This window comes from Pyramidobacter sp. CG50-2 (assembly GCF_003612005.1).
Taxonomy (GTDB): domain Bacteria; phylum Synergistota; class Synergistia; order Synergistales; family Dethiosulfovibrionaceae; genus Pyramidobacter.
Genome location: NZ_RAWT01000005.1, coordinates 37,261 through 57,071 on the forward strand (window position 1 = coordinate 37,261; position 19,811 = coordinate 57,071).

17 protein-coding genes are annotated in these 19,811 nt (G+C 58.3%); all 17 read left to right on the forward strand.

What is annotated here, in order from left to right; translation table 11 throughout:
• The first annotated feature begins 17 nt into the window (after positions 1 to 17).
• Positions 18 to 1,634 carry a peptidoglycan D,D-transpeptidase FtsI family protein gene (locus D7D26_RS01835; RefSeq protein WP_233543427.1) on the forward strand — a complete coding sequence of 539 codons (1,617 nt, stop codon included), beginning with the start codon at positions 18 to 20 and terminating at the stop codon, positions 1,632 to 1,634.
• Between the two features lie 15 nt (positions 1,635 to 1,649).
• Entirely contained in the window at positions 1,650 to 3,149 is a 1,500-nt protein-coding gene (locus D7D26_RS01840; RefSeq protein WP_120371792.1) for a UDP-N-acetylmuramoyl-L-alanyl-D-glutamate--2,6-diaminopimelate ligase, read from the forward strand.
• Entirely contained in the window at positions 3,146 to 4,516 is a 1,371-nt protein-coding gene (locus D7D26_RS01845; protein WP_158606230.1) for a UDP-N-acetylmuramoyl-tripeptide--D-alanyl-D-alanine ligase, read from the forward strand. The genes D7D26_RS01840 and D7D26_RS01845 overlap by 4 nt, the downstream gene beginning before the upstream one ends.
• Positions 4,513 to 5,481, forward strand: a complete 969-nt coding sequence (locus D7D26_RS01850) for a phospho-N-acetylmuramoyl-pentapeptide-transferase (RefSeq protein WP_078015368.1) — start codon at positions 4,513 to 4,515, stop codon at positions 5,479 to 5,481. The genes D7D26_RS01845 and D7D26_RS01850 overlap by 4 nt, the downstream gene beginning before the upstream one ends.
• A gap of 72 nt (positions 5,482 to 5,553) precedes the next feature.
• Positions 5,554 to 6,864 (forward strand): UDP-N-acetylmuramoyl-L-alanine--D-glutamate ligase, encoded by a 1,311-nt coding sequence (murD, locus tag D7D26_RS01855; RefSeq protein ID WP_120371794.1) that lies wholly within the window; start codon positions 5,554 to 5,556, stop codon positions 6,862 to 6,864.
• A gap of 67 nt (positions 6,865 to 6,931) precedes the next feature.
• Complete coding sequence (locus D7D26_RS01860; RefSeq protein WP_233543428.1) at positions 6,932 to 7,945, forward strand: FtsW/RodA/SpoVE family cell cycle protein; 1,014 nt, start codon at positions 6,932 to 6,934, stop codon at positions 7,943 to 7,945.
• Positions 7,888 to 8,997 (forward strand): UDP-N-acetylglucosamine--N-acetylmuramyl-(pentapeptide) pyrophosphoryl-undecaprenol N-acetylglucosamine transferase, encoded by a 1,110-nt coding sequence (locus D7D26_RS01865; protein ID WP_158606231.1) that lies wholly within the window; start codon positions 7,888 to 7,890, stop codon positions 8,995 to 8,997. The genes D7D26_RS01860 and D7D26_RS01865 overlap by 58 nt, the downstream gene beginning before the upstream one ends.
• A 14-nt stretch (positions 8,998 to 9,011) precedes the next feature.
• Positions 9,012 to 10,442, forward strand: a complete 1,431-nt coding sequence (murC, locus tag D7D26_RS01870) for a UDP-N-acetylmuramate--L-alanine ligase (protein WP_120371797.1) — start codon at positions 9,012 to 9,014, stop codon at positions 10,440 to 10,442.
• A gap of 26 nt (positions 10,443 to 10,468) precedes the next feature.
• Positions 10,469 to 11,230 (forward strand): hypothetical protein, encoded by a 762-nt coding sequence (locus D7D26_RS01875; RefSeq protein WP_147413027.1) that lies wholly within the window; start codon positions 10,469 to 10,471, stop codon positions 11,228 to 11,230.
• 51 nt (positions 11,231 to 11,281) lie between these two features.
• The gene (ftsA, locus tag D7D26_RS01880; RefSeq protein WP_233543429.1) at positions 11,282 to 12,565 is read left to right on the forward strand and encodes a cell division protein FtsA; all 1,284 of its coding nucleotides are present in this window, start codon (positions 11,282 to 11,284) and stop codon (positions 12,563 to 12,565) included.
• A 14-nt stretch (positions 12,566 to 12,579) separates the two neighbouring features.
• On the forward strand, positions 12,580 to 13,752 hold the full coding sequence (gene ftsZ, locus D7D26_RS01885) for a cell division protein FtsZ (protein ID WP_078015361.1): 1,173 nt from the start codon (positions 12,580 to 12,582) through the stop codon (positions 13,750 to 13,752).
• Positions 13,753 to 13,831: 79 nt separating this feature from the next.
• Positions 13,832 to 14,512 (forward strand): SPOR domain-containing protein, encoded by a 681-nt coding sequence (locus tag D7D26_RS01890; RefSeq protein WP_078015360.1) that lies wholly within the window; start codon positions 13,832 to 13,834, stop codon positions 14,510 to 14,512.
• A gap of 11 nt (positions 14,513 to 14,523) precedes the next feature.
• A complete protein-coding gene (rapZ, locus tag D7D26_RS01895; protein ID WP_120371823.1) occupies positions 14,524 to 15,411 on the forward strand; it encodes an RNase adapter RapZ in 888 nt (295 codons plus the stop codon).
• Positions 15,408 to 16,547: a gluconeogenesis factor YvcK family protein gene (locus tag D7D26_RS01900; RefSeq protein ID WP_120371800.1), complete on the forward strand. Its 1,140-nt coding sequence runs from the start codon at positions 15,408 to 15,410 to the stop codon at positions 16,545 to 16,547. The genes rapZ and D7D26_RS01900 overlap by 4 nt, the downstream gene beginning before the upstream one ends.
• Entirely contained in the window at positions 16,544 to 17,422 is an 879-nt protein-coding gene (gene whiA / locus D7D26_RS01905) for a DNA-binding protein WhiA (RefSeq protein ID WP_120371801.1), read from the forward strand. The genes D7D26_RS01900 and whiA overlap by 4 nt, the downstream gene beginning before the upstream one ends.
• 129 nt (positions 17,423 to 17,551) lie before the next feature.
• Positions 17,552 to 18,574 carry a type I glyceraldehyde-3-phosphate dehydrogenase gene (gene gap / locus D7D26_RS01910; protein ID WP_078015357.1) on the forward strand — a complete coding sequence of 341 codons (1,023 nt, stop codon included), beginning with the start codon at positions 17,552 to 17,554 and terminating at the stop codon, positions 18,572 to 18,574.
• A 1-nt stretch (position 18,575) separates the two neighbouring features.
• Positions 18,576 to 19,769: a phosphoglycerate kinase gene (locus D7D26_RS01915; RefSeq protein ID WP_120371802.1), complete on the forward strand. Its 1,194-nt coding sequence runs from the start codon at positions 18,576 to 18,578 to the stop codon at positions 19,767 to 19,769.
• The last annotated feature ends 42 nt before the right edge of the window (positions 19,770 to 19,811 follow it).

Here is a 19,811-nt window from a genome sequence, read left to right on the forward strand (position 1 = left end):
GTCTCGTCTTTCTCGTGATGGCCTGGTATCTGGGCGCGCTGGTGAGGGTCCATATTTACCCGGACCGGCGGGCGGTCGAGCAGCTCGCCAAGCAGTATCAGCAGAGCGAGCGCAAGGCGATGGACCGGGGCAGCATTTACGACGGCCGCGGCGAGCCGCTGGCTCTCTCCATTACGATGTACAGCGTGTTCCTCGATCCGGGAGTGGAAGGCTTTGAGCCCGGAAGCCTCAGTAATCTGACGCCTTATATCGGTAAGGAGAAAGTTCAGGCTCTGGGGGAGAAATTGGACCGCCGTTTTTATTGGATCAAACGTTATCTCGAGCGCAGCGAAGCGGAAGAGATCGTAAAGAACTGCGGCAAGGGATTTTACATCAGAGAGGAACGCAAACGGATCTACCCGAAAGGGAATATGCTTTCCCACCTGCTGGGATTTTGCGATCAGGACGGCTGGGGGCTTGCCGGCATCGAGCTGATGTGGAACGGCACGCTGGTGGTGCCAGAAAAAATGCACACGGGGTACCGCGGCGCCTCGGTCGCTGCGGGCATGAAACGGGAATCGAGAAACCGCAACGACACCCAGGGGCTGTATTTGACCATCGACTCTGAAATTCAGTACGCGGTAGAACGCTTTCTTGGCGCTCAGGCCGCCGAGATCAAGGCTCCCTGGGCGGCGGGAATTTGTCTGGAAACGAGGACCGGCGCCGTCAAGGCCATGGCCAGCTATCCCGTTTTCGATTCAAACAATCGTTCTACCTTTAAGAATCTGAAGGCTTTGAGCAACAATGCCGTAAACCGGGTGTACGAACCGGGTTCGACCTTCAAGCCCATCATGGTCGCCATGGCGCTCGAACAGGGACGGGTGAAACAGAGCGACTCGTTCCGTTGTCCCGCGCATCTGAAGGTGGCCGACGGTTATATCAGCGATTCCCATCCAAGGGACAACGGCGTCATGAAGGTAGCGCAGATCATCGAGAAATCGTCGAACGTGGGCATGGCCCAGATCGGTATGAAAATGCCCCCCTTCAGCACCTATGAAGAGATGCGCTCTTGGGGGATCGGTTCCCGCACGGGCATCAAACTGAACGGTGAGGAAATGGGGCTGCTGCCGACGGCCGATAAATGGTACGGGATCACTCCCGCAAACGTCGCCATCGGGCAGGGATTCGCGGTGACGCCGCTTCAGCTCGTCACGGCTTTTAACGCCATCGTCAACGACGGTATCCTCGTTCGCCCCTACTTGGTGCGGTCGGCCGTCGACGGCGAGGGGCATCAGGTGTATCACTCCGAGCCGATGGAGGTGAACCGCGTCGTTTCGCCGCGAAATTCCAAATGGCTTCGCGGCGTCCTGCGCCAGGTCGTGGTCAGCGGCACAGGTAAACCGGCCGACAGCGAACTGGTCCACGTGGCCGGAAAAACCGGCACCGCTCAGGTCGCCCGGAACGGGAAGTATGTCAAAGGGCTTTACAATTCGTCCATGATCGGCTTCTGGCCCGCGAACGATCCCCAGTATACCATGCTGATCGTTTTCGGCGACGTGACGGGCAGCCTGTACTACGGCGGTCCCGTTGCCGGTTCGGTTTTCAAAAAAATTGTCGACGAAGTGGAACGTCTGAAGGGCGTCGGCGTCAAGTAAGAGGAGTGCGTGACCATGGATCGGCGATTGAAAAGAGGACTTGAAGATCTGAAAAATGCTGGGCTTCTGACAGATATCGGCGGTGACTGGAACAAAATACCGGCGGACTGTACCCTGAAAAGCGACTCCCGGACCGTCGGCCCGGGAGATATTTTTGCCTGCGTCGTAGGGCTTCATGCCGACGGACATCGTTTTATCGAGCAGGCGCTGAAAGCCGGCGTGTCGTATCTTTTGATCCAGCGTCCCGAGCCGGGGCTGCCGATCCCCTGGATCCAGGTAACCGACGTCCGGTCGGCGATGGGGTATCTCGCCGCGGCTTTGAACGAAGAGCCGTCTGAAAAGATGAAAATGTTCGCCGTCACGGGCACTCAGGGCAAAAGCACCACCAGCTATATGATGCGCAGCATTCTGCAAAACTGCGGCGTCAAATGCGGCCTGCTGGGAACGATCGTTTACGACGACGGCGCTACGGTAGAGCTGGCCGATCGAACTACGCCCGAAGGCAGCGAGATCCAGCAGTTTTTGAAGAGAATGATCGACAACGGCTGCCAGGCCTGTTCCATGGAGTGCTCTTCGCACGGCATCGTGCAGGGACGTCTGAGCGGGTGCGTCTACGACGGCGCCGTGTTCACCAATCTGACGCCCGAACATCTCGACTTTCACGGGACGATGGAGAACTACTACGAAGCCAAAGCGGCGCTGTTCCGCAAATACCTCAAGCCGGGCGCGGCCGTGGCGCCGAACGTCGCCAGCGAATACGGCCGCCGTCTTGTGGCCGAATTTCCGAAGGCCATGACCTGGGCGCTCGAATCTCCGGCCCGCCTCCAAGGGACGAACGTAAAACTCGACATCGACGGGAGCGAGTTCGATCTGCTCCTCGACGGGCGCAAGATGGGCCGCGTCCGTATCCCGCTTTCGGGACGATACAACGTGGAAAACGCGCTTGGCGCGGCGGCCGTCTGTTTAGCCGAGGGCTGCGACGAAAGAAAGGTCGCCGAAGGCCTGGCTCTCATGCCTCAGGTGCCCGGACGCATGGAACGCCTGAATCTCGACAACGGCGTGCGCGTCATCGTCGATTACGCGCACACGGCCGATTCGCTGAAAGCGTTGCTGGAGACGCTGCGCCCGTTGACCGAAGGCCGGCTCGTCAGCCTCTTCGGGCACGGCGGCGATCGTTTCGCCGGGCATCGTCCGCTGCTGGGACGGGCGGCGGCGCAGAAAGCCGACCGGATCTTCGTCACCATGGACAACCCGCGCACGGAAGATCCCGTCAAGATCGCCGAGCAGATCGTGGCGGGCATCAAGGAAGTCCGCGCCGACGATTGCTGGTCCGTCGAGCTGCCTCGCGACGCGGCGATCCGCAAGGCCCTGGACTGGTGCCGCCGCGGCGATCTGTTAGTGCTCTCCGGCAAGGGGCCGGAGCCGTATCTGGAAATCAACGGCGTCAAATATCCTTACAGCGACCAGTCGGTCGTCGAGGGCTGGGCTGTCGAGAGGGGCGTGAAGATCCGGTGAGATTGAGTCGATTAGCGTCGCAGGCCGGCGTGACGGTGAAAGGCGCCGACCCCGAGCTGCCTCTGATCATTCGGGTAGACAGCCGCGAAACGCAAAAAGGCGAAGGATTTGTGGCGCTTCACGGCGCCAAGGTCGACGGGCACCGCTTCATTCCCGACGTGCTCGCCAAAGGAGCTTCGCTGATCGTCTGCGAGGCTGGCTCCTATCGGGATGAATGGAGTTCGCTGTATCCCCAGTGCGCTTTTGTTCTGACGCCGGAACGCTGCGAATACGGCCTTGCCTCTTTGGCTTCGGCCTATCTGAGGTCGCTGGAGCATCTGCGCGAAACGATCGCGATCACGGGCAGCGTCGGCAAAACTTCGGCGAAGAACGATACGAAAGCTCTTTTGGAAGATTATTTCAAACTTCACGCCGCCGGAGGCAACTATAATACGCTCATCGGCTGCGCCGTGACGGTGCTGGCCGCGCCGGCAGACACGGAAATCATGCTGCTGGAAATGGGCGCCAATCACCACGGGGAAATCGCCGCGATGGTGAATTATCTGCCGCCCACGATCGCCGCGATCACCGAGGTGGCTCCGGCGCATCTGGAAAGTTTCGCTTCCCTTGAAGGCGTGCTTCAGGCCAAATCGGAGATCTTGGCGTCGAAAAATCTGCGCTGCGCCGTGATCAACGGCGACAACGGAATGCTTTGCAGACGCGCCGAAGAACTGAGACTGCCGGAAGTGATCCGTTTCGGACGCCGCGGCGAAGTGCTCTTTGCCCGCGAGCGATTGAGCTGGGAAAAAGATCATTTTACGGTGCGCGCGATCCTGACGGGGCTGGACGGTTTGTCATTCAACCTTTCTCTGCCGTTGGCCGGCGTACATCAGCTCTATCCGCTCTGCTGCGCCATCGCCATCGCGGGGCGTGCGGGGCTTTCCAGCCGCGAGATCGCGGCGTCTTTGCCCAAGTGCCGCAACAGCGCCGGGCGCGGAGAGATCCGCCTGTCCGAAAGCGGCGCGGCGATTCTCGACGAGTGTTACAATGCCAGCCCGGCGGCCGTGAAAGCGTCTCTGGCTGCCATGGACTCGGCCGACATCCCCGGGCGCCGCTTTTTGATCCTCGGCGAAATGTTGGAGCTGGGAACGGCGTCGGTTTCGGAACATGGCAGGATCTTTGAGCGGGCGCTTCACGTCAGCGACCTGCTGTATCTCTTCGGCGAGGAATGGAAGAACGTCGATGGGACGGCGGATTATTACTACGACTCCATCGATGCGCTGATCGAGGCGGTGGATGGAACGCGCCCCGGCGAAGGCGACGTGATTCTCGTCAAGGGATCGCGCGGCAATCATCTTGAGCGCGTGGTGAGGGCGCTCGAACTATGATGACTCTTCTGGCTCCTCATTCGCTGATCCTTCTTTTCGTGATTTTCTTCTGTGAGGTCGCCGCGCAGCATTCGTGGATCGACTGGATGCGGCGCCGTCACGTGTCTCAGGTGCAGAAGGCTTATGGAACGCATATCGACGAGAAGATCAAGGCGAAAGTTCCTGCGGCGGGCGGCGTGGTATTTTTGCTGATCGGTTCAGGGCTTTTGCTGACTCACATGATTCGGGGCGATCGCGCCGGCGTGATCTTCTGGTCGTATCCGATCCTTTCCGCTATGGTCGGCTTATGCGACGACATGTTGAAGTTCAAAAACAGTTCCAGCGAGGGGCTGCGCAGCCTGCAAAAGTTCGCTCTGCAGGCGACGACGACGGGGCTGTGGTTCATCCTTCTGGCATTGGACGGCAAAGTTCCCGCTCTGTTCTGGGGCTTTTCGATCGGCGGCTGGATCTGGCCTCTGGCGCTGTTTTTCGCCGTGGGCATTCAGAATTCGGTGAACGTGACCGACGGTCTGGACGGTCTGGCGGCGGGGGCAAGCGTCGTGACTTTCGTCGTTTTGGCGTCGCTCTCGCCGGAACCTTACCTGGGATCTCTGACGGGATTGGCCGTCGCTTTGGGATTCCTATGGCATAACTGTCATCCCGCTCAGGTCTTCATGGGCGACGCGGGAGCACATTTTTTGGCCGGGCTGATGGCTTCCTGCGCTTTTATGGGCGCTGGCGGCGTGTTGGTCCTGATCCCCGCGGGAACGGGATTCGGCATTGAGATGCTGTCGGTCGTGATCCAGCTGATCGCCATTCATGGTTGGGGCCGGCGCGTTTTTAGAATGAGTCCCCTTCACCATCATTTTCAACTGTTGGGCTGGCCCGAAGACCGCATCGTCGTCCGTTTTTTGCTGGTCCATACGCTTTGTTCGCTGCTGTGCGCCGCGGCGGCGCAGTCCGTGGCGTTCTTTTTTATGCCGTGATCGATTTTCGTTGAGCGCGACGTCGCTACCGTGCGTTTGGTCTTTTCGGGCGCGGCGGAAGGAGGAGTTTAGATGGTTCATAAGATCACCGTCGTCGGCGCCGGCGTGAGCGGAAGGGCTCTGGCGCTCTGGGCGGCCAGCCGCGGCGCCGGTGTTTTCGTGACCGATCATCGGGCGGAGATCCCCCGCGAGACGCAGGAGCTTTTCAGCAAGACGCGGATCCAATGGGAAACCGGCGGCCATACGCCCAGATGCTGCGAGTGCGACCTGATGGTCGTGAGCTCGGGCGTCTCGGAAAAATCGGATGCGGTGTCGATGGCCCGCGCAAAAAACGTGCCTGTGCAGGGAGAGCTCGACCTTCTCGCCCCGTTCCTGAAAGGAAAGATCATCGCCGTGACGGGGACAAACGGCAAAACGACCTGCACGGCGCTGATCGCCCACCTGTTGCAAAGTTGCGGTCTGAATGCCGTCTCCGTGGGGAACATCGGCGATCCCCTGGCGGCTCATGCGGACAGAAGCTATGATGCAATCGTGATGGAGCTGAGCAGTTTTCAGCTGCACTGGAACACGCAGCTCAGGCCGGACGTTGCCGTCCTGACGAATCTGGCCCCTGACCATCTTGATTGGCATGGCAGTTACGAGAGCTACAAAAGCGACAAGTGCAAGATCTTTCTGCCCCGTCAGGGGGAGTGCTACGCGGTGACGCATGACGTCGACGCGTTCCGCGTCCCGGCGGGACGCACCGTTTGTGCGTTGGGACGCGGCAATTTGAGGATCGACATGGACGACAGCGATGTGCTTCTGGTCGATCGCGAAAGACGCCGCCTGTTGTTCCGTAAAAGCTCATTGAAACTGCTCGGCGCCCATAATTTGGAAAATGCCGCCATGTCTTGTGCCGCCGTAGCGCTTGCGTTTCGCGACGTCGATCCCTCCGCGGGACTTGCCAGTTTCGAAGTCCTCCATCATCGCTGTGAACCGGTGGGCGAACACAATGGCGTCCTTTACATCGACGATTCCAAAGGGACCAACGTGGCCGCTGTGATCGCGGCTTTGCACAGCATCAGCGGCCGCAAACTCGTCATCCTTGGCGGCCAGGGCAAGGGCGAACGCTATGATGAACTTGCCCGCGTCGTGTGCGAAGAGACGTTTGCCGCGATTGTGATCGGTTCCGAAGCCGAAAAAATTTTTGCGGCGCTGCGGTCTGCCGGTTACCGACACGCCGTGCGGGCGAAGGATATGGGCGAGGCCGTGAAGAAAGCCTCGGAACTTGCCGGTCCCGGCGATAAAGTCCTTCTTTCTCCCGCCTGCACAAGCTGGGACATGTATCATAGTTATGAAGAACGGGGAGATCATTTTGCCCAACTCGTCAGAACACTGTTCTAACCAGATAAGGGATTCGCGGTTTTATAACCGCGACGCCGGCGGCGGGAGCGTTTTTGGGCTTTGGATTGTGCCCTTGATCCTTTCCACGTTAGGCGTTGTTGTAGTCTCGTCGATGACGGGCTGGGATCTTTCTTCGCCGGGATTGAAGCAGGCGCTGTGGCTCATGGTAGCTTTGACGGGATTTATCGTGGTGACGCAGGTGCCGCTGAGTTTCTGGTCGAGACACAGCGTTTTTTTGCTGGCCGTGGCCTTTGGGCTGCTGGCGATGACGGTCTTTTCTCCGTTGAAAGTCGTCGTCAAAGGGGCTTCCCGCTGGATCCGCCTCGGTCCGGTCAACTTCCAGCCGTTGGAAGTCGTGAGCTTTGTGATGATGATCCATCTTGCCAAAGTCTACATGCGGGTGGACGGCATGTGGAAAGCGCTGATCCTCAGCGGCATCCTGTTTGCTCCCTTTGCCCTGATCATCATGAAACAACCTGACTTTGGCGGTCTGCTGCTGCTCGTGGGCATCGTCGGCGCTCTTTTCATCGAACGGTACGGCATTCTGTTGCCATTGGTCACGGGAATTGCCGCGTCTCCGGTGCTATGGTACATGGCGAATTATGGATATCGCGCCGAGCGGATCGAAACATGGCTCGATCCCTGGACCGATCCGCTGGGTTCCGGTTATCAGGTTATTCAGGGACTGATCGCTTTTGCCAACGGGCGAATATGGGGCATCGGGCTTGGGCGGAGCCAGCAGTTCTTGCCGGAAGTGCATAACGATTTTATTTTCCCTGCTCTCGGGGAACAGTTGGGGCTTGTCGGCACGATGAGCGTTTTTCTTCTGTTTGTGTTTTGGACGCTGCGCGTCTATGCCGCATACAGAAAAGCGACGCCGGAACGGCGTATTCTCATTTGGGGATGCTGCGTCGCGGTACTGTTGCCGTTTTTCATCAATCTGGGCGGCGTCATGAAACTGATCCCTCTGACAGGCATGCCTCTGCCGTTTATCAGTTACGGAGGCACCTCGCTGGTATTCATGTGGGCAAGGATCGGTTTGCTGATCAGACTGATCAAAGAACCGATAGAAGACGCGTAGAGGAGGACGGTGACGTGACGTACAGAATCCTATTGGCGGCCGGGGGGACCGGCGGTCATATCATCCCGTCCATTGCTTTCGGCCTGTGGCTGCAGAAGCGGGGGGAGTCGGTCATTTGGCTCTCGGGCAGCCGTCCGCTGGAAGATGAAATTTATAAGGCTCATGGCGTAGTTCCTCAAAGATTGCCGCTGGAAGGTTCTCCTTTGGGCGTGTCCGGCCTGCGTTCGCTGACGCGCTGGAAACACCTTTTCAGTTCTTTTTTCGAGGCGCGCGCGATTTTAAAGAAAGAACGGATCGACCGTTGTGTGCTGTTCGGCGGTTATCTTTCGATGCCCGTCTTGCTGGCGGCGCGTTGCCTCCATGTTCCCGTGCTCATGCATGAACAGAACACTGTGGCGGGGAAAGTCACCCGTTTTGCGGCCAGATGCGGTATTCCTGTCGCTTGTGCCTGGGAAGACTGCAAGGGACTGGACACGGCAAAAAAGATTGTGACGGGGATGCCGTTGCGCGAGATCCGTCTGATCGATAAAAAGGACGCTCAGAAACGGCTGCTGGGGACGTTTTTGAGGGATGACGAGAAATTGATTATTATTTTGGGCGGCTCTCTGGGGAGCGGCGGCCTGAGAAAAGTGCTGCAAGACGCACAAAATATGATAAAATCAACGAGTTGTAAAGTCCTGTGCATGGGCATCAAAGCCGAAGATCGTCCTTTCCCTGAAGCGCTGGTTCATGAAGCCTGCTGGGACATGACGACGGTGTTTTCTGCCGCGGACATGATCGTCTGTCGGGCCGGAGCTTCGACGCTGGCAGAGCTTCGGGCTCTGGGAATTCCGGTGCTCGTCGTGCCGTGGTTAAAAGCCGTTGGACAGCACCAGTTGAGCAATGCCCAATATTTCTCCAAATTGACGGGAGCCCCCGTCTTTTTGGAAGGCTCTTCACAGGAGCAGTTTCGCGCGGCCTTGCAGTCTGTCGCAGAGCGGCGCGTGAGCTGTGAGGATCTGAGTGCAGGCGCGGTAAAACTTTATGAAGCCTTGCGCAGCCTCACAGTTTGAAAGGGGAATCCCACGTGAGTCGAAAAAAAATAGATCTGGGCAGTATCAAGAACATCCACCTTATGGGTGTTGGCGGAGCGGGGATGAGCGGGCTGGCACTGCTTTTCCACGAGTTGGGCTTCAATGTCAGCGGTTGCGATATGGGACGCACGGCTTACGTCGAAAAGCTGGAGAAAGCCGGCGTAAAAATCCTTTACGGACACGACGTGCACCATTTGGATGAATGCAGAGTCGATTTGCTGGCGTACAGCAGCGCTATTCCCGCGTCCAATCCCGAGCTGGCCGAGGCGCGCAGGAAAGAGATCCCTGTGCTGCAGCGGGCCGAGCTGCTGAGCCTTCTTTTCGACTCCAAACGCGGCATCGGCGTGGCCGGAACCCATGGCAAAACGACGACGACTTCGCTGATCAGCTATATCCTTGAGCAGGCCGACATGCAGCCTACCATTGCGGTTGGCGGTGAACTTTGTGACATCGGATGCAACGCCAAGCTCGGCATGGGGGAGTATATGGTCGCCGAGCTTGACGAAAGCGACGAGTCTTTTGAGTATTTCCATCCTCTTTACTCCGTCGTGACCAACGTCGATTGGGACCACGTGAATCAGTATCCCGATCTTCAGGCCGTCATCGACGCTTTTGGCCGTTTCCTCTGCAACACCAAGGAAGGTGGCAAGCTTTTCCTGTGCGGGGAAGATGTCGGAGTTAAAAGGGTGATCGAAGCGCTTCCGGACGATTTGAAGAAGCGCGTGTATCTTTTCGGGCGCGACCCTTCGTTCGATTTTTACGCTGCGGATATCCAGTATCATTGCGGCGGCGGTTTGAACTACACTTTCCATGCGAAGGGCCGGAAAATGGGAACCATTGAGCTGGCGATTTCCGGCGAACATAACGTTCTCGATTCGCTTGCGGCGTGCGGCGTCGCTCATGAATTGGGAGTTTCTTTCGATATCATTCAAAAGGCCATGAGGATGTTTCACGGGGCGAAGCGGCGTCTTCAGCTGCGCGCCATGTGTCCTGGCAATATCCTGGTATACGACGACTATGGACACCATCCCCGCGAGATTGAGGCAACGCTGAATGCGGTCAGGCTTATGTACCCTGACCGTCGAATCCTGTTGATATTTCAGCCTCATCGCTACACGCGGACCCAGGCTCTTTTCGATCGTTTCGCAGAAGTGCTGGCCAGCGTGCCCCAGGTCGTGCTGCTGCCGATCTATGCGGCGGACGAGCAACCGATTCCCGGCGTGTCGTCCGAACTGATCGGCGCCACAGTGGCCAGACGCGGCGGAAACTGTGTCCTCGCTCAGAATAAAGTTGAAGCCGCTGAAAGAGTCCTGTCGTTGGTTCGTCCCGGCGACTTGGTCCTGACTGAAGGAGCGGGCGATGTCTGTGTGATTGGAGATCTGGTCGTTCAGGAGTTGAACAGGGGTTTCGCGTCGGCTCTTTGACGTCTTAAATTTTATGGGGGCGGGCAATGGGGAAAAGATTGCGGTGGTGCCTATACTCTTTTTTAACGGGATCTTTCCTGTGCCTGAACGATCATTTTCAACCCTTTCATCTGAAGTCGTTGCAGGTGGAGAATTTTTCGGCCGAGTTCGAGACGAATCTGCGCGATTGGAGCGAGTCGTTCCTGAATTTTCATCCGGCATGGCTTCTGGCAAAAAGCGAACTCAAAAGCTATGAGCGACAGTACCCCTTTACGATAGAAACGCAGTGGAACCCCTTTCGCGGCGCTCTGAAGCTGACCGCGGTCCCCTTTGTTCCGGCCATGAAAATCGTCTGGCAGCATGCCGAGTATCTTATCGCGCAGGACGGCGCGGCATGGCGCCGCGATCTGTGGGAGAAGGTGCTGACTGCGGAAATTCCGCAGCTCCCTGAACTTCGGGTGGGGAATTCGTTCCCCTTGCTTGAGGATCTGGGACTCAACGGAGTTACTCATTTGACGGTTTCGTATCAATGGCTTGATTCACTGCAGCAGACCCTGCTTTCCCAGAAGGACCTGAAAGCTTCCGACATTGAACTGCTCCGCCGCGGCGGAGAAGATGTGATCGCCTGTGTTTTTGAAAACATGAGGACAAAAAGCCAGTCGTCTTTTATTGGAAAAGTGTCTCATCTTGAAAAAAGTCTCATCGTCGTGAGAGAATTGACTGGCGCGAAACCGGAACAAAAAACGTCGATCGACGCGACGTACGAGGATAAAATAATTATTAAGAAGAACAGCGTCATCCCTGAATGATGTTTGAGGGCAAAGGAGAGAGAATTCATGGGCAGAGATTCTGACATCCTGGTGGGACTTGATCTCGGTACGAAGAAAATAGCCGTGGCAGTTGCCGAACGAGCGCCGGAAAATCCCGATAAAGCGCAGATCATAGGCATAGGACAGGCGCCTTCCCGAGGTCTGCGCAAAGGCATGATCGTCAATCTCGATCAGGCGGTCAGTTCGGTCTCCGACGCTATCGCCGATGCCGAATCTATGCTCAGCGGTATAAAGATCAGCCGTGCTGTGGTCGCTTTCAGCGGCATCGACGTAAAATGCCACGTACTGAAGGGAAAGATTTCCCTGGGACGTTCGCCGCGCCAGATCATGGCCGAAGACATCGAACGGGTCATCGAGACGGCATTGAGCGAGCTCCAGCTGCCGCCGAGCAGCTGCTGTCTTCATTCAATTCCCATCAAATATGCTATCGACGGGAACAGCGGGATCGACAACCCTTTGGAGATGACGGGCATCCGTCTGGAGGTCGAACTGACGGCGCTCGTAATCCCTACTACCGTAGCGCAAAATGTGGTAAACTGTGTGGAAAAAGCGGGAGTCTCTGTAGTCGGTCTTGTTCTGAAACCTGTCGCCGAAGCTTTGGGAACGCTGAGTGTCGACGAGCGGTCGATGGGCGCTTCCCTTGTGGCGATCGGCGGCGGAACGACGAGCGTGTCGATCTTTTCCGAAGGACGTATGATCCACGCCGCGGAGATTCCCGTTGGCGGCGATCATATTACCAACGACATTTCCTGCGTCATGAAAATTCCCTTTGCGATTGCGGAAGAGCTGAAAAAGGATATTGACGTGGATCCGAAGGCGGAAACAGACGGATCGCTGACAGTGGAACACCGCGGCCGGAAGCGTGAACTCGGCAAGGAGGAAGTGGGGGAGATCATTGCGAGCCGTCTGGACGAACTTTTTGCCGACAGCGTCGTTCCCAGTCTCAAGGCTATCCAAAAAGCAGGGCTTCCCACTGATGTGATTCTGACGGGCGGCGTCGTGATGACCAAAGGTATCGTTCCGTTTGCTGATTCTTATTTGGGAACATCCGTGCGAGTCGGCGTGCCCGTGCTTCGGGAGGAGATGCAGCGAGGACGCAATGACTGCCGCTACAGTGCCGTATCGGGGATCATCGTGTATCTGATGGAAAGGAGAAAGAATCCCTTCGTATACGTGGAAGCGCCTATGTCGATCTTCAAAAACATTGCCCCCGGCAAATCTTCTAAGAGAATGAAAGGTGCAAGAAGACCTTCTCAGTCGCCCCTTAAAGCCTTTGCCCGCAATGCGAAAGAACTTTTCAGAGAATTATTCTAAGGAGGACCGGTTCCATGGACGACAGCGAGATCTTCTCGATCACCAACGATGCACCCCTTGAGGATGACGATATCAGTGCGTTAGTTCCTCGAGAAGTTATCAAGGTTATAGGTGTCGGCGGCGCCGGCGGCAACGCGCTGAATACGATCATTCGCAGCGGCATTGATGATGTGGATTTTATTGCCGGCAATACTGACGTTGCGGCGCTGCGGCTTTCGGAAGCCTCGTCGAAACTGATCCTGGGACGCAATCTGACCAAGGGGCGGGGCGCCGGTGCGAATCCCAGCGTGGGACAGGAAGCGGCTCAGGAGTCTGAAGAGGAGATCACGAACCTTCTTGAAGGAGCCGACATGGTCTTCATCACCGCCGGTATGGGCGGCGGGACCGGTACGGGCGCTGCTCCCGTGATCGCCGGCATCGCCAAGGAAAAGGTCGGCGCGCTGGTCGTCGCGATCGTTACGTATCCTTTCAGCTGGGAGGGGCCGAAGCGCATTCGGCAGGCGACCGAGGGCATCAGCAGATTGCGCGAGAAAGTCGACGCTCTGGTCATCGTACACAACGACCGCATCATCGAGCTTTCCGATAAATCGACGACGTGGCAGGAAGCCTTCAAGATGAGCGACGAAGTCCTTCGGCAGGCCGTTGCCGGCGTGACGGGCGTCATTCGCAAAATCATGCAGGTCAACGTGGATTTTGCGGACGTATGCACGATCATGCGCGACGCGGGGACGGCGATCATGGGAGTCGGCGAAGCCAAGGGCGATGGCCGTGTGCTCGCGGCGGCCCGCGCGGCGATGAACGGGCCGCTGATGACAGCGCCGATGAACGGAGCTTCTTCTGTGCTGTACTGCATCGAGTCCGGCGAGGATCTGAGCATTCTCGAGATGAACGAAGCGGCGAAGTTGATCTCCGCTTCTGCCCGCGAGGACGCGAACATCATCTGGGGACAGGGCATCGATCCCTCGATGGGCGATACCGTGCGCTTTACCTTGATCGCTACGGGATTCAAGGACATTCTTGCCGATAAGAACGACGCCAAGACGCAGGCTGGTTCAGATTCCGCCGGCTTGTTCGAGAAACAGAACCTAACGCCCAGCGACGTGGTTTCGGAAGAGCCGCACAGTATTTTTGAAGGGCTTGGCTCCGGACTTGATATCCCGACGACTTACAGACGCCGCAAAAAGTAACGAAGATTCTCGGACGGGGACAAGTCTGCTTGTCTCCGTTGTTGTTATGTCATGATTCTATGAAACTGAGGTGATTTTTATGGCAGCCAGATCAACAAGCCGTTTCAAGCAGAAGCCGGCTGTCCCGTTTGGCGACTTTATGCTGCCGATTCTTGGCGTTGTCGCGTTGGGCATTGTCGTGGTGGGGATCCGCCTTCTTTGGGCTCCCAGTCCTCCGAAGCCGACCGTTATCACACAGCCGCGCCCGATTGCCCAACACCAGAGTGCGGGGATCGTCGGGGACAAGAAAGACGGCGTGGTGACGAAAAAAGAGAAAATTGACAACGTGATCATCGCTCAACCCGTGCAGCGTAAAAGCGGCGGTCGGTCCCAGAACGAAGATCGCCCGGCCACGACAGGCGGCGAGGGAGGGGACAATGCGTCGTCGAAAAGCCCGTCACAACCGCGAGCTGCTCGTGTCGATCCCAAGAAAGGCGATGCCGCGCCAGGGGAAAACCGCGTCATTGTCCGCGGCGGCAGCATCGACAAAAGTCTGTTTATTATCCAGTGCGGTTCCTACACTGATCGCGCGGCGGCAAACGCCGTCGTTTCGTCGCTTCAGAAGATGGGACACAGCGCCGTGGTGCGCCAGGCGGAAGTGCGCGGTAAGAATTATTATCGCGTGATCGTGGCCGGCGGGCGCGAACGGGCGGTGGCCGACGAGATCGCGAAGGACATCAAGGCGGCGGGGCATCCGGTCTTAGTGCGGCAGAATCAGTGAGCGGCGAGACCATGCTTCCGAAAAAACTGCTGATCATCACGGGGCTGTCTGGCAGCGGAAAAAGCAGCGTGCTGCATCTTCTGGAAGATCAGGGCTTTTTTACGGTCGATAACATTCCTGTCGGTATGCTTCCAGGGCTGATCGGGATCTTGTCTCAGCATCCCAGAGCGCTGGAGAACGGCGTAGCGGCCGTGATCGACGTGCGCAGCCTCGATCTGCCGGATTGTCTGCCGCGCGTGCTCGACGATCTGAAACAGAAGGGCGTCAACGTTCAGATCCTTTTTCTCGAGGCGTCCGAGGATGTGCTGCTGCGCCGCTATAGCCTGACGCGCCGGCGTCATCCGTTGGGCTTCATGAATTCGCTGCTGGAAGGAATCGGCATCGAGCGTAAGCAATTGGCGCAGTTCCGGCGCATCGCCGACCGTATCATCGATACATCCGCACTGTCGAACGCCCAGCTTCGCGCCGAGATCTTCTCGATCTTGGCGCGCAATCCAGCCGGACTGCAGGTGACGGTCAGTTCGTTTGGCTTCAAGTACGGCGTGGCGCTTGACGCCGATTTTGTGTTGGACGTGCGTTTCCTCGTCAATCCTTATTACGTGGAGACGCTGAAATATCTGTCGGGTCGTGACGAACCGGTGCAAAAGTACATCTACAACGATCCGATGGCCAGCTCCTTTTTACACCAGAGTCTGGAGCTTTTCGAAAACATCATTCCCGTGTACCACCTCAGCGGCAAAAATTATTTGCAGATCGCCATCGGCTGTACAGGCGGCCGTCATCGTTCTGTTTTTGCGGCTGAATGGCTGGGTGAGCGATTGGGAGGGATTGACGGCGTGGAGTGCCGCGTCAAGCATCGCGACCTCGAACGGGATGAACGGGGAGGGCGGAAATCATGACGCTTTTGTTCGCCGTGGCGCTGATCTTTGTCGGCGGCTGTCTGGCCGGCGGCGTGACCGTGTCTCTTCTGTTCCGCAACAGTCGCCGCGTGCGAAGTTTCATATCGAAAAGAACGAACGAACGGGAAGCGGCGGCGGCAGCCGTACAGCTCCGTCTCGCGGGAGGGCCCCATTTTGTGGCAGTCGGCGGCGGGACGGGGCTTTCTTCTCTCTTAAAGGGGCTGAAAGGCTATACGCGCAATATCGTCGCCTTGGTCACGGTGACCGACGAAGGGGGCAGTTCCGGACGCCTGGTGCGCGACTGGGGCATGCTGCCTCCCGGCGACATCCGCAACTGTCTGGTCGCCCTCAGCGAAAACGACGATCAGCTGCGGGCCTTCATGAACTTCCGTTTCGGCCAGGGCGATCTGAAAGGACATAGTCTCGGCAATCTGATCCTGTTGGCGGCGACGGAGCAGTCGGGCGATTTCAAAAACGCCGTGGAGCTCGTCAACAGTTTGCTGGCGATCCGCGGCCGGGTGCTGCCGATCACGACGGAAAACGTCACGCTCGTCGCCGAGACGAACGACGGCGCGACGCTGCGCGGCGAACTGGCGGTGGCGGAGCGCGGACGCGACATTCGCAGCATCCGTCTCGAGCCTTCGGGCGTGAAGCCGGTGCGCGAAGCATTTTCGGTCCTTCACCATGCCGATCTGGTCATTCTGGGGCCGGGCAGCCTTTTTACGAGCGTCATCCCCAATCTGCTGGTGGAAGATTTTACCGCCACGCTGCGCAAGTCGAAGCGCCCCGTCGTTTACGTTGCCAACCTGATGACTCAGCCGGGGGAAACCAGCGGCATGACGCAGCTCAATCACATTCAGTGGGTCGCCAAAGCGCTGGGACGTTACCCCGACGTGGTGGTTCTCAACGAAGACGTCATTCCCGAACCGCTTCGGGAAAAGTATCGCGCTCAAGGAGCGGAACCTTTGTCGCTGGGGCGGCAGGATGAAGAGTTTTTGATCTCGAGGAGCTGCCAGGTTTTCCGCGCTTCGCTGCTTCAGATCCAGGAGAGCGGCGTCGTACGTCATCACAGCGCCCGCCTGGCCGAGGCGCTGATGAGGATCAACCGCAAGCTGAACGGCGGGTATGAGCTATGAAGATTAGCACCGAGCAATGGGACGAATGGTTTCTGGCTCCCGTGACCGACGCCGTTTCCGCGGAGTCCGAGCTGTCCGGGATCGTCGCCTGCATGAACAGGCAGACCGTCGGGATCGAGGCGCGTATCTCCTCGTCGCGGCTGTGGGTCTACCGCCGCTTCCGCCGTCTCTGGCCGTATGTGCGCTGGAGCGGCGAAGCGGACCTGAGCGAGATCCTGCGCGTGCAGAATCGGAAAGTGGCGGTCGTTTTGCCGCAGTCTCTTTATAGGACGATTCTCGCCAAACGTCACCGCCGCGATTTCATCCGCTGGGCCTGGGCGCACGGCGTTTTCGGCTGCGCGGGGAGCGTTTACAATCCCAAGCGGGGATATTACTGCATCATGCGTTTTCACGATGCGTCGGTGGCGCGCAGTATGAGCGAACTGCTGGAGGGCAGCGAGATTACCTTCTCGGCGCGGGATAAGGGAAACGTGCGCGAGCTGACGATTCGCGACCTTCAGCAGATCATGCGTTTCTGTTATTTTATGGGCATGTCGGCTTTGGCGCAGAACCTTGAAAAGCGTTCGATAATGCGCGGCAGCCGCGACTTGGCCAATAAGCAGGCCAATTGCGACAGCGCCAATATTCGCCGCAGCGTGAAAACTTCCCGCCAGCATGTGGCGATGATCGATTTTCTGCGCCGACTCGACGTGAAGCTGATCCCCGAAAAGTTGATCCCCCTGGCCCGGGCCCGGCTCGAGAATCCGGAAGCGACGCTGTCCGATCTTGGCGATCTGCTTCGCCCGCAGGTGAGCAAAAGCACCGTGAAATATCGTCTGAAAAAATTGCTCGCGATCGCGGAAGAGGCCGGTTTTGATCCGTCGAAGCGGTCCTGACGCGAAATTAATCGGCACGAATCTTGACAGCCGGCCGTTTTGCGCTTAATCTAAACACACGGTATGATGTCGCTTGCGAAAGCCGTTTTCCCGGCGGAGACGGCTAATAATTCTTAGGAGGCTGCTGCTATGAGCAAAGTTCGAGTTGCGATCAGTGGTTTTGGCAGAATTGGCCGTCTTGTTCTTCGTGCCATGTCGGAGTACGACAAAAAAGGTCTTTTTGAGGTTGTCGCCGTTACGAGGCACAGCGCGTCGGCCGACCAGATGGCGTATCTTTTCAAGTACGATTCCGTGCACGGCCGTTTCAACGGCACAGTCACTTCGGAAGGCGACTCCATTGTCGTCAACGGCCAGAAGATCCTCTGCGTCACGCCCGAAAACGACGTGTATCCCTGGAAGGAACTGGGCGTCGAGCTGGTCATCGAAGCGACCGGCAAGAACGTGACGGCCGAAAAGGCCGGGGCCCATATCGCCTGCGGCGCCAAAAAGGTCGTCATCACCGCTCCCGGCAAGGGCGACGGCGTGGCGACGTTCGTCATGGGCGTCAACGAGGAAAAGTACGATCCCGCCAAGGACCATATCGTTTCCAACGCGTCCTGCACGACCAACTGCCTGGCGCCGATCGCCAAGATCCTCAACGACGCGTTCGGCATCGAAAAAGGATTGATGACGACCGTCCACTCTTACACGGGCGATCAGAACCTGGTCGACAAGTCCCACAAGAAGAGCAACTACCGCGCCCGCGCGGCGGCCTGTTCCATGGTCCCCACCACGACCGGCGCCGCCAAGGCCGTGGCGCTCGTCATCCCGGCCCTGAAAGGCAAACTGAGCGGCATGGCGCTGCGCGTGCCCACGCCCGACGTTTCCATCGTCGATCTGACCTTCGTCCCCGGCCGCGCCGTGACGGCCGACGAAGTGAACGCGGCCGTGAAAAAGGCCGCCGCGGGCGCCATGGCTCCCTACGTGGGATACGTCACCGACGAGTGCGTGTCCGCCGACTTCATTCACGACGACCGCTCCAGCATTTTCGCGCCCGATCAGACCATCGAGATGAACGGACTCGTCAAAGTTTTCGCTTGGTACGACAACGAGTGGGGCTATTCCTGCCGCTGCGTCGACCTAGTCAACTACGTGATCTCCAAGGGGCTGTAAAATGCTGAGACTGCGCGGAATTTCCGAAGCGCCCCTGGAGGGCAAAAAAGTTCTGATCCGCGTCGATTTCAACGTGCCGTTCAAGGACGGCAAAGTCAAGGACAACTCCCGCATCGTCGCTCATAAAAAGACGATCGACGCGCTGCTGGCCGGCGGCGCGCGGGTGACGATGATCTCGCACTTCGGGCGTCCCAAAGGGCAGGTCGTGCCGGAGATGTCGCTGGGGCAGATCCGCGAAGACGTGGAAAAGGGGCTGGGGCATCCGGTGCGTTTCGTTCCCGAGTGCGTCGGTCCCGAGGTCGAAGCGGCCGTCGCGGCGCAGAAGCCCGGCGAATTGTTGCTGCTGGAGAACTCGCGCTTTCACGCCGAGGAGCAGAAGAACGATCCCGAGTTCAGCAAGATGCTGGCCAAACCGTTCGACCTGTTCGTCATGGACGCTTTCAGCGCTTCGCACCGCGGCGACTGCACCACCGAAGGCGTCGCCCGCGTGCTGCCCGCCTACGCCGGCTTTTTGATCGCCCGCGAGGTGGAAGCGCTCGAGCGCGTCAAGTCCGATCCGGAAAAACCGTATGTGCTGGTGCTGGGCGGCGCGAAAGTCTCCGACAAGATCGGCGTGATCGAACGCATGCTCGACACGGCCGACACGATCCTGATCGGCGGCGGCATGGCCTTCACCTTCCTGTCCGTGCAGGGCGGAACGATCGGCAGATCGCTGTACGACGCCGAGCACGTGGATTTTGCCAAAGACGTGCTGGCGCGCGCCGCGGCGAAGGGCGTGAAGATTTTGCTGCCGACGGATGTGATCGCGGCCGCGGAGATCGGCGACGAAGCGCGCTGTTCCGTGGTTCCCGCGTCGTCGGTGCCCGACGGTCTGATGGGACTGGACATCGGCCCGGAGACGGCCAAAGCGTTTGCGGCTGAAATAGCGAAAGCCAAAACGGTGCTCTGGAACGGCCCCATGGGCGTGTTCGAGAACAAACCGTTTGCCGTCGGCAGCCGCGCCGTGGCCGAGGCGATGGCGGCGGCGACCGCCACGGGCGCGTTCACCGTGGTCGGCGGCGGCGACACCGCCTCGGCCGTGAAGAAATTCGGCCTCAAAGACGCGATGTCCCACGTGTCCACCGGCGGCGGCGCCAGCCTCGAATACTGCGAGGGCAAAAGCCTGCCCGGCATCGCCGCGCTTGAAATCGAATAATTTGGAGAGTACAATCGCCCCGGGAAAAGGTTCCCGGGGCGA

Excerpts from the sequence above, each read along its gene's own strand:
- D7D26_RS01900 (WP_120371800.1), top strand. The coding sequence starts at position 15,408 with ATGACGCTTTTGTTCGCCGTGGCGCTGATCTTTGTCGGCGGCTGTCTG.
- D7D26_RS01875 (WP_147413027.1), top strand. The coding sequence starts at position 10,469 with ATGGGGAAAAGATTGCGGTGGTGCCTATACTCTTTTTTAACGGGATCT.
- D7D26_RS01840 (WP_120371792.1), top strand. The coding sequence starts at position 1,650 with ATGGATCGGCGATTGAAAAGAGGACTTGAAGATCTGAAAAATGCTGGG.
- ftsZ (WP_078015361.1), top strand. The coding sequence starts at position 12,580 with ATGGACGACAGCGAGATCTTCTCGATCACCAACGATGCACCCCTTGAG.
- murD (WP_120371794.1), top strand. The coding sequence starts at position 5,554 with ATGGTTCATAAGATCACCGTCGTCGGCGCCGGCGTGAGCGGAAGGGCT.
- D7D26_RS01850 (WP_078015368.1), top strand. The coding sequence starts at position 4,513 with ATGATGACTCTTCTGGCTCCTCATTCGCTGATCCTTCTTTTCGTGATT.
- D7D26_RS01890 (WP_078015360.1), top strand. The coding sequence starts at position 13,832 with ATGGCAGCCAGATCAACAAGCCGTTTCAAGCAGAAGCCGGCTGTCCCG.
- rapZ (WP_120371823.1), top strand. The coding sequence starts at position 14,524 with ATGCTTCCGAAAAAACTGCTGATCATCACGGGGCTGTCTGGCAGCGGA.
- whiA (WP_120371801.1), top strand. The coding sequence starts at position 16,544 with ATGAAGATTAGCACCGAGCAATGGGACGAATGGTTTCTGGCTCCCGTG.
- D7D26_RS01835 (WP_233543427.1), top strand. The coding sequence starts at position 18 with ATGGCCTGGTATCTGGGCGCGCTGGTGAGGGTCCATATTTACCCGGAC.
- D7D26_RS01915 (WP_120371802.1), top strand. The coding sequence starts at position 18,576 with ATGCTGAGACTGCGCGGAATTTCCGAAGCGCCCCTGGAGGGCAAAAAA.
- gap (WP_078015357.1), top strand. The coding sequence starts at position 17,552 with ATGAGCAAAGTTCGAGTTGCGATCAGTGGTTTTGGCAGAATTGGCCGT.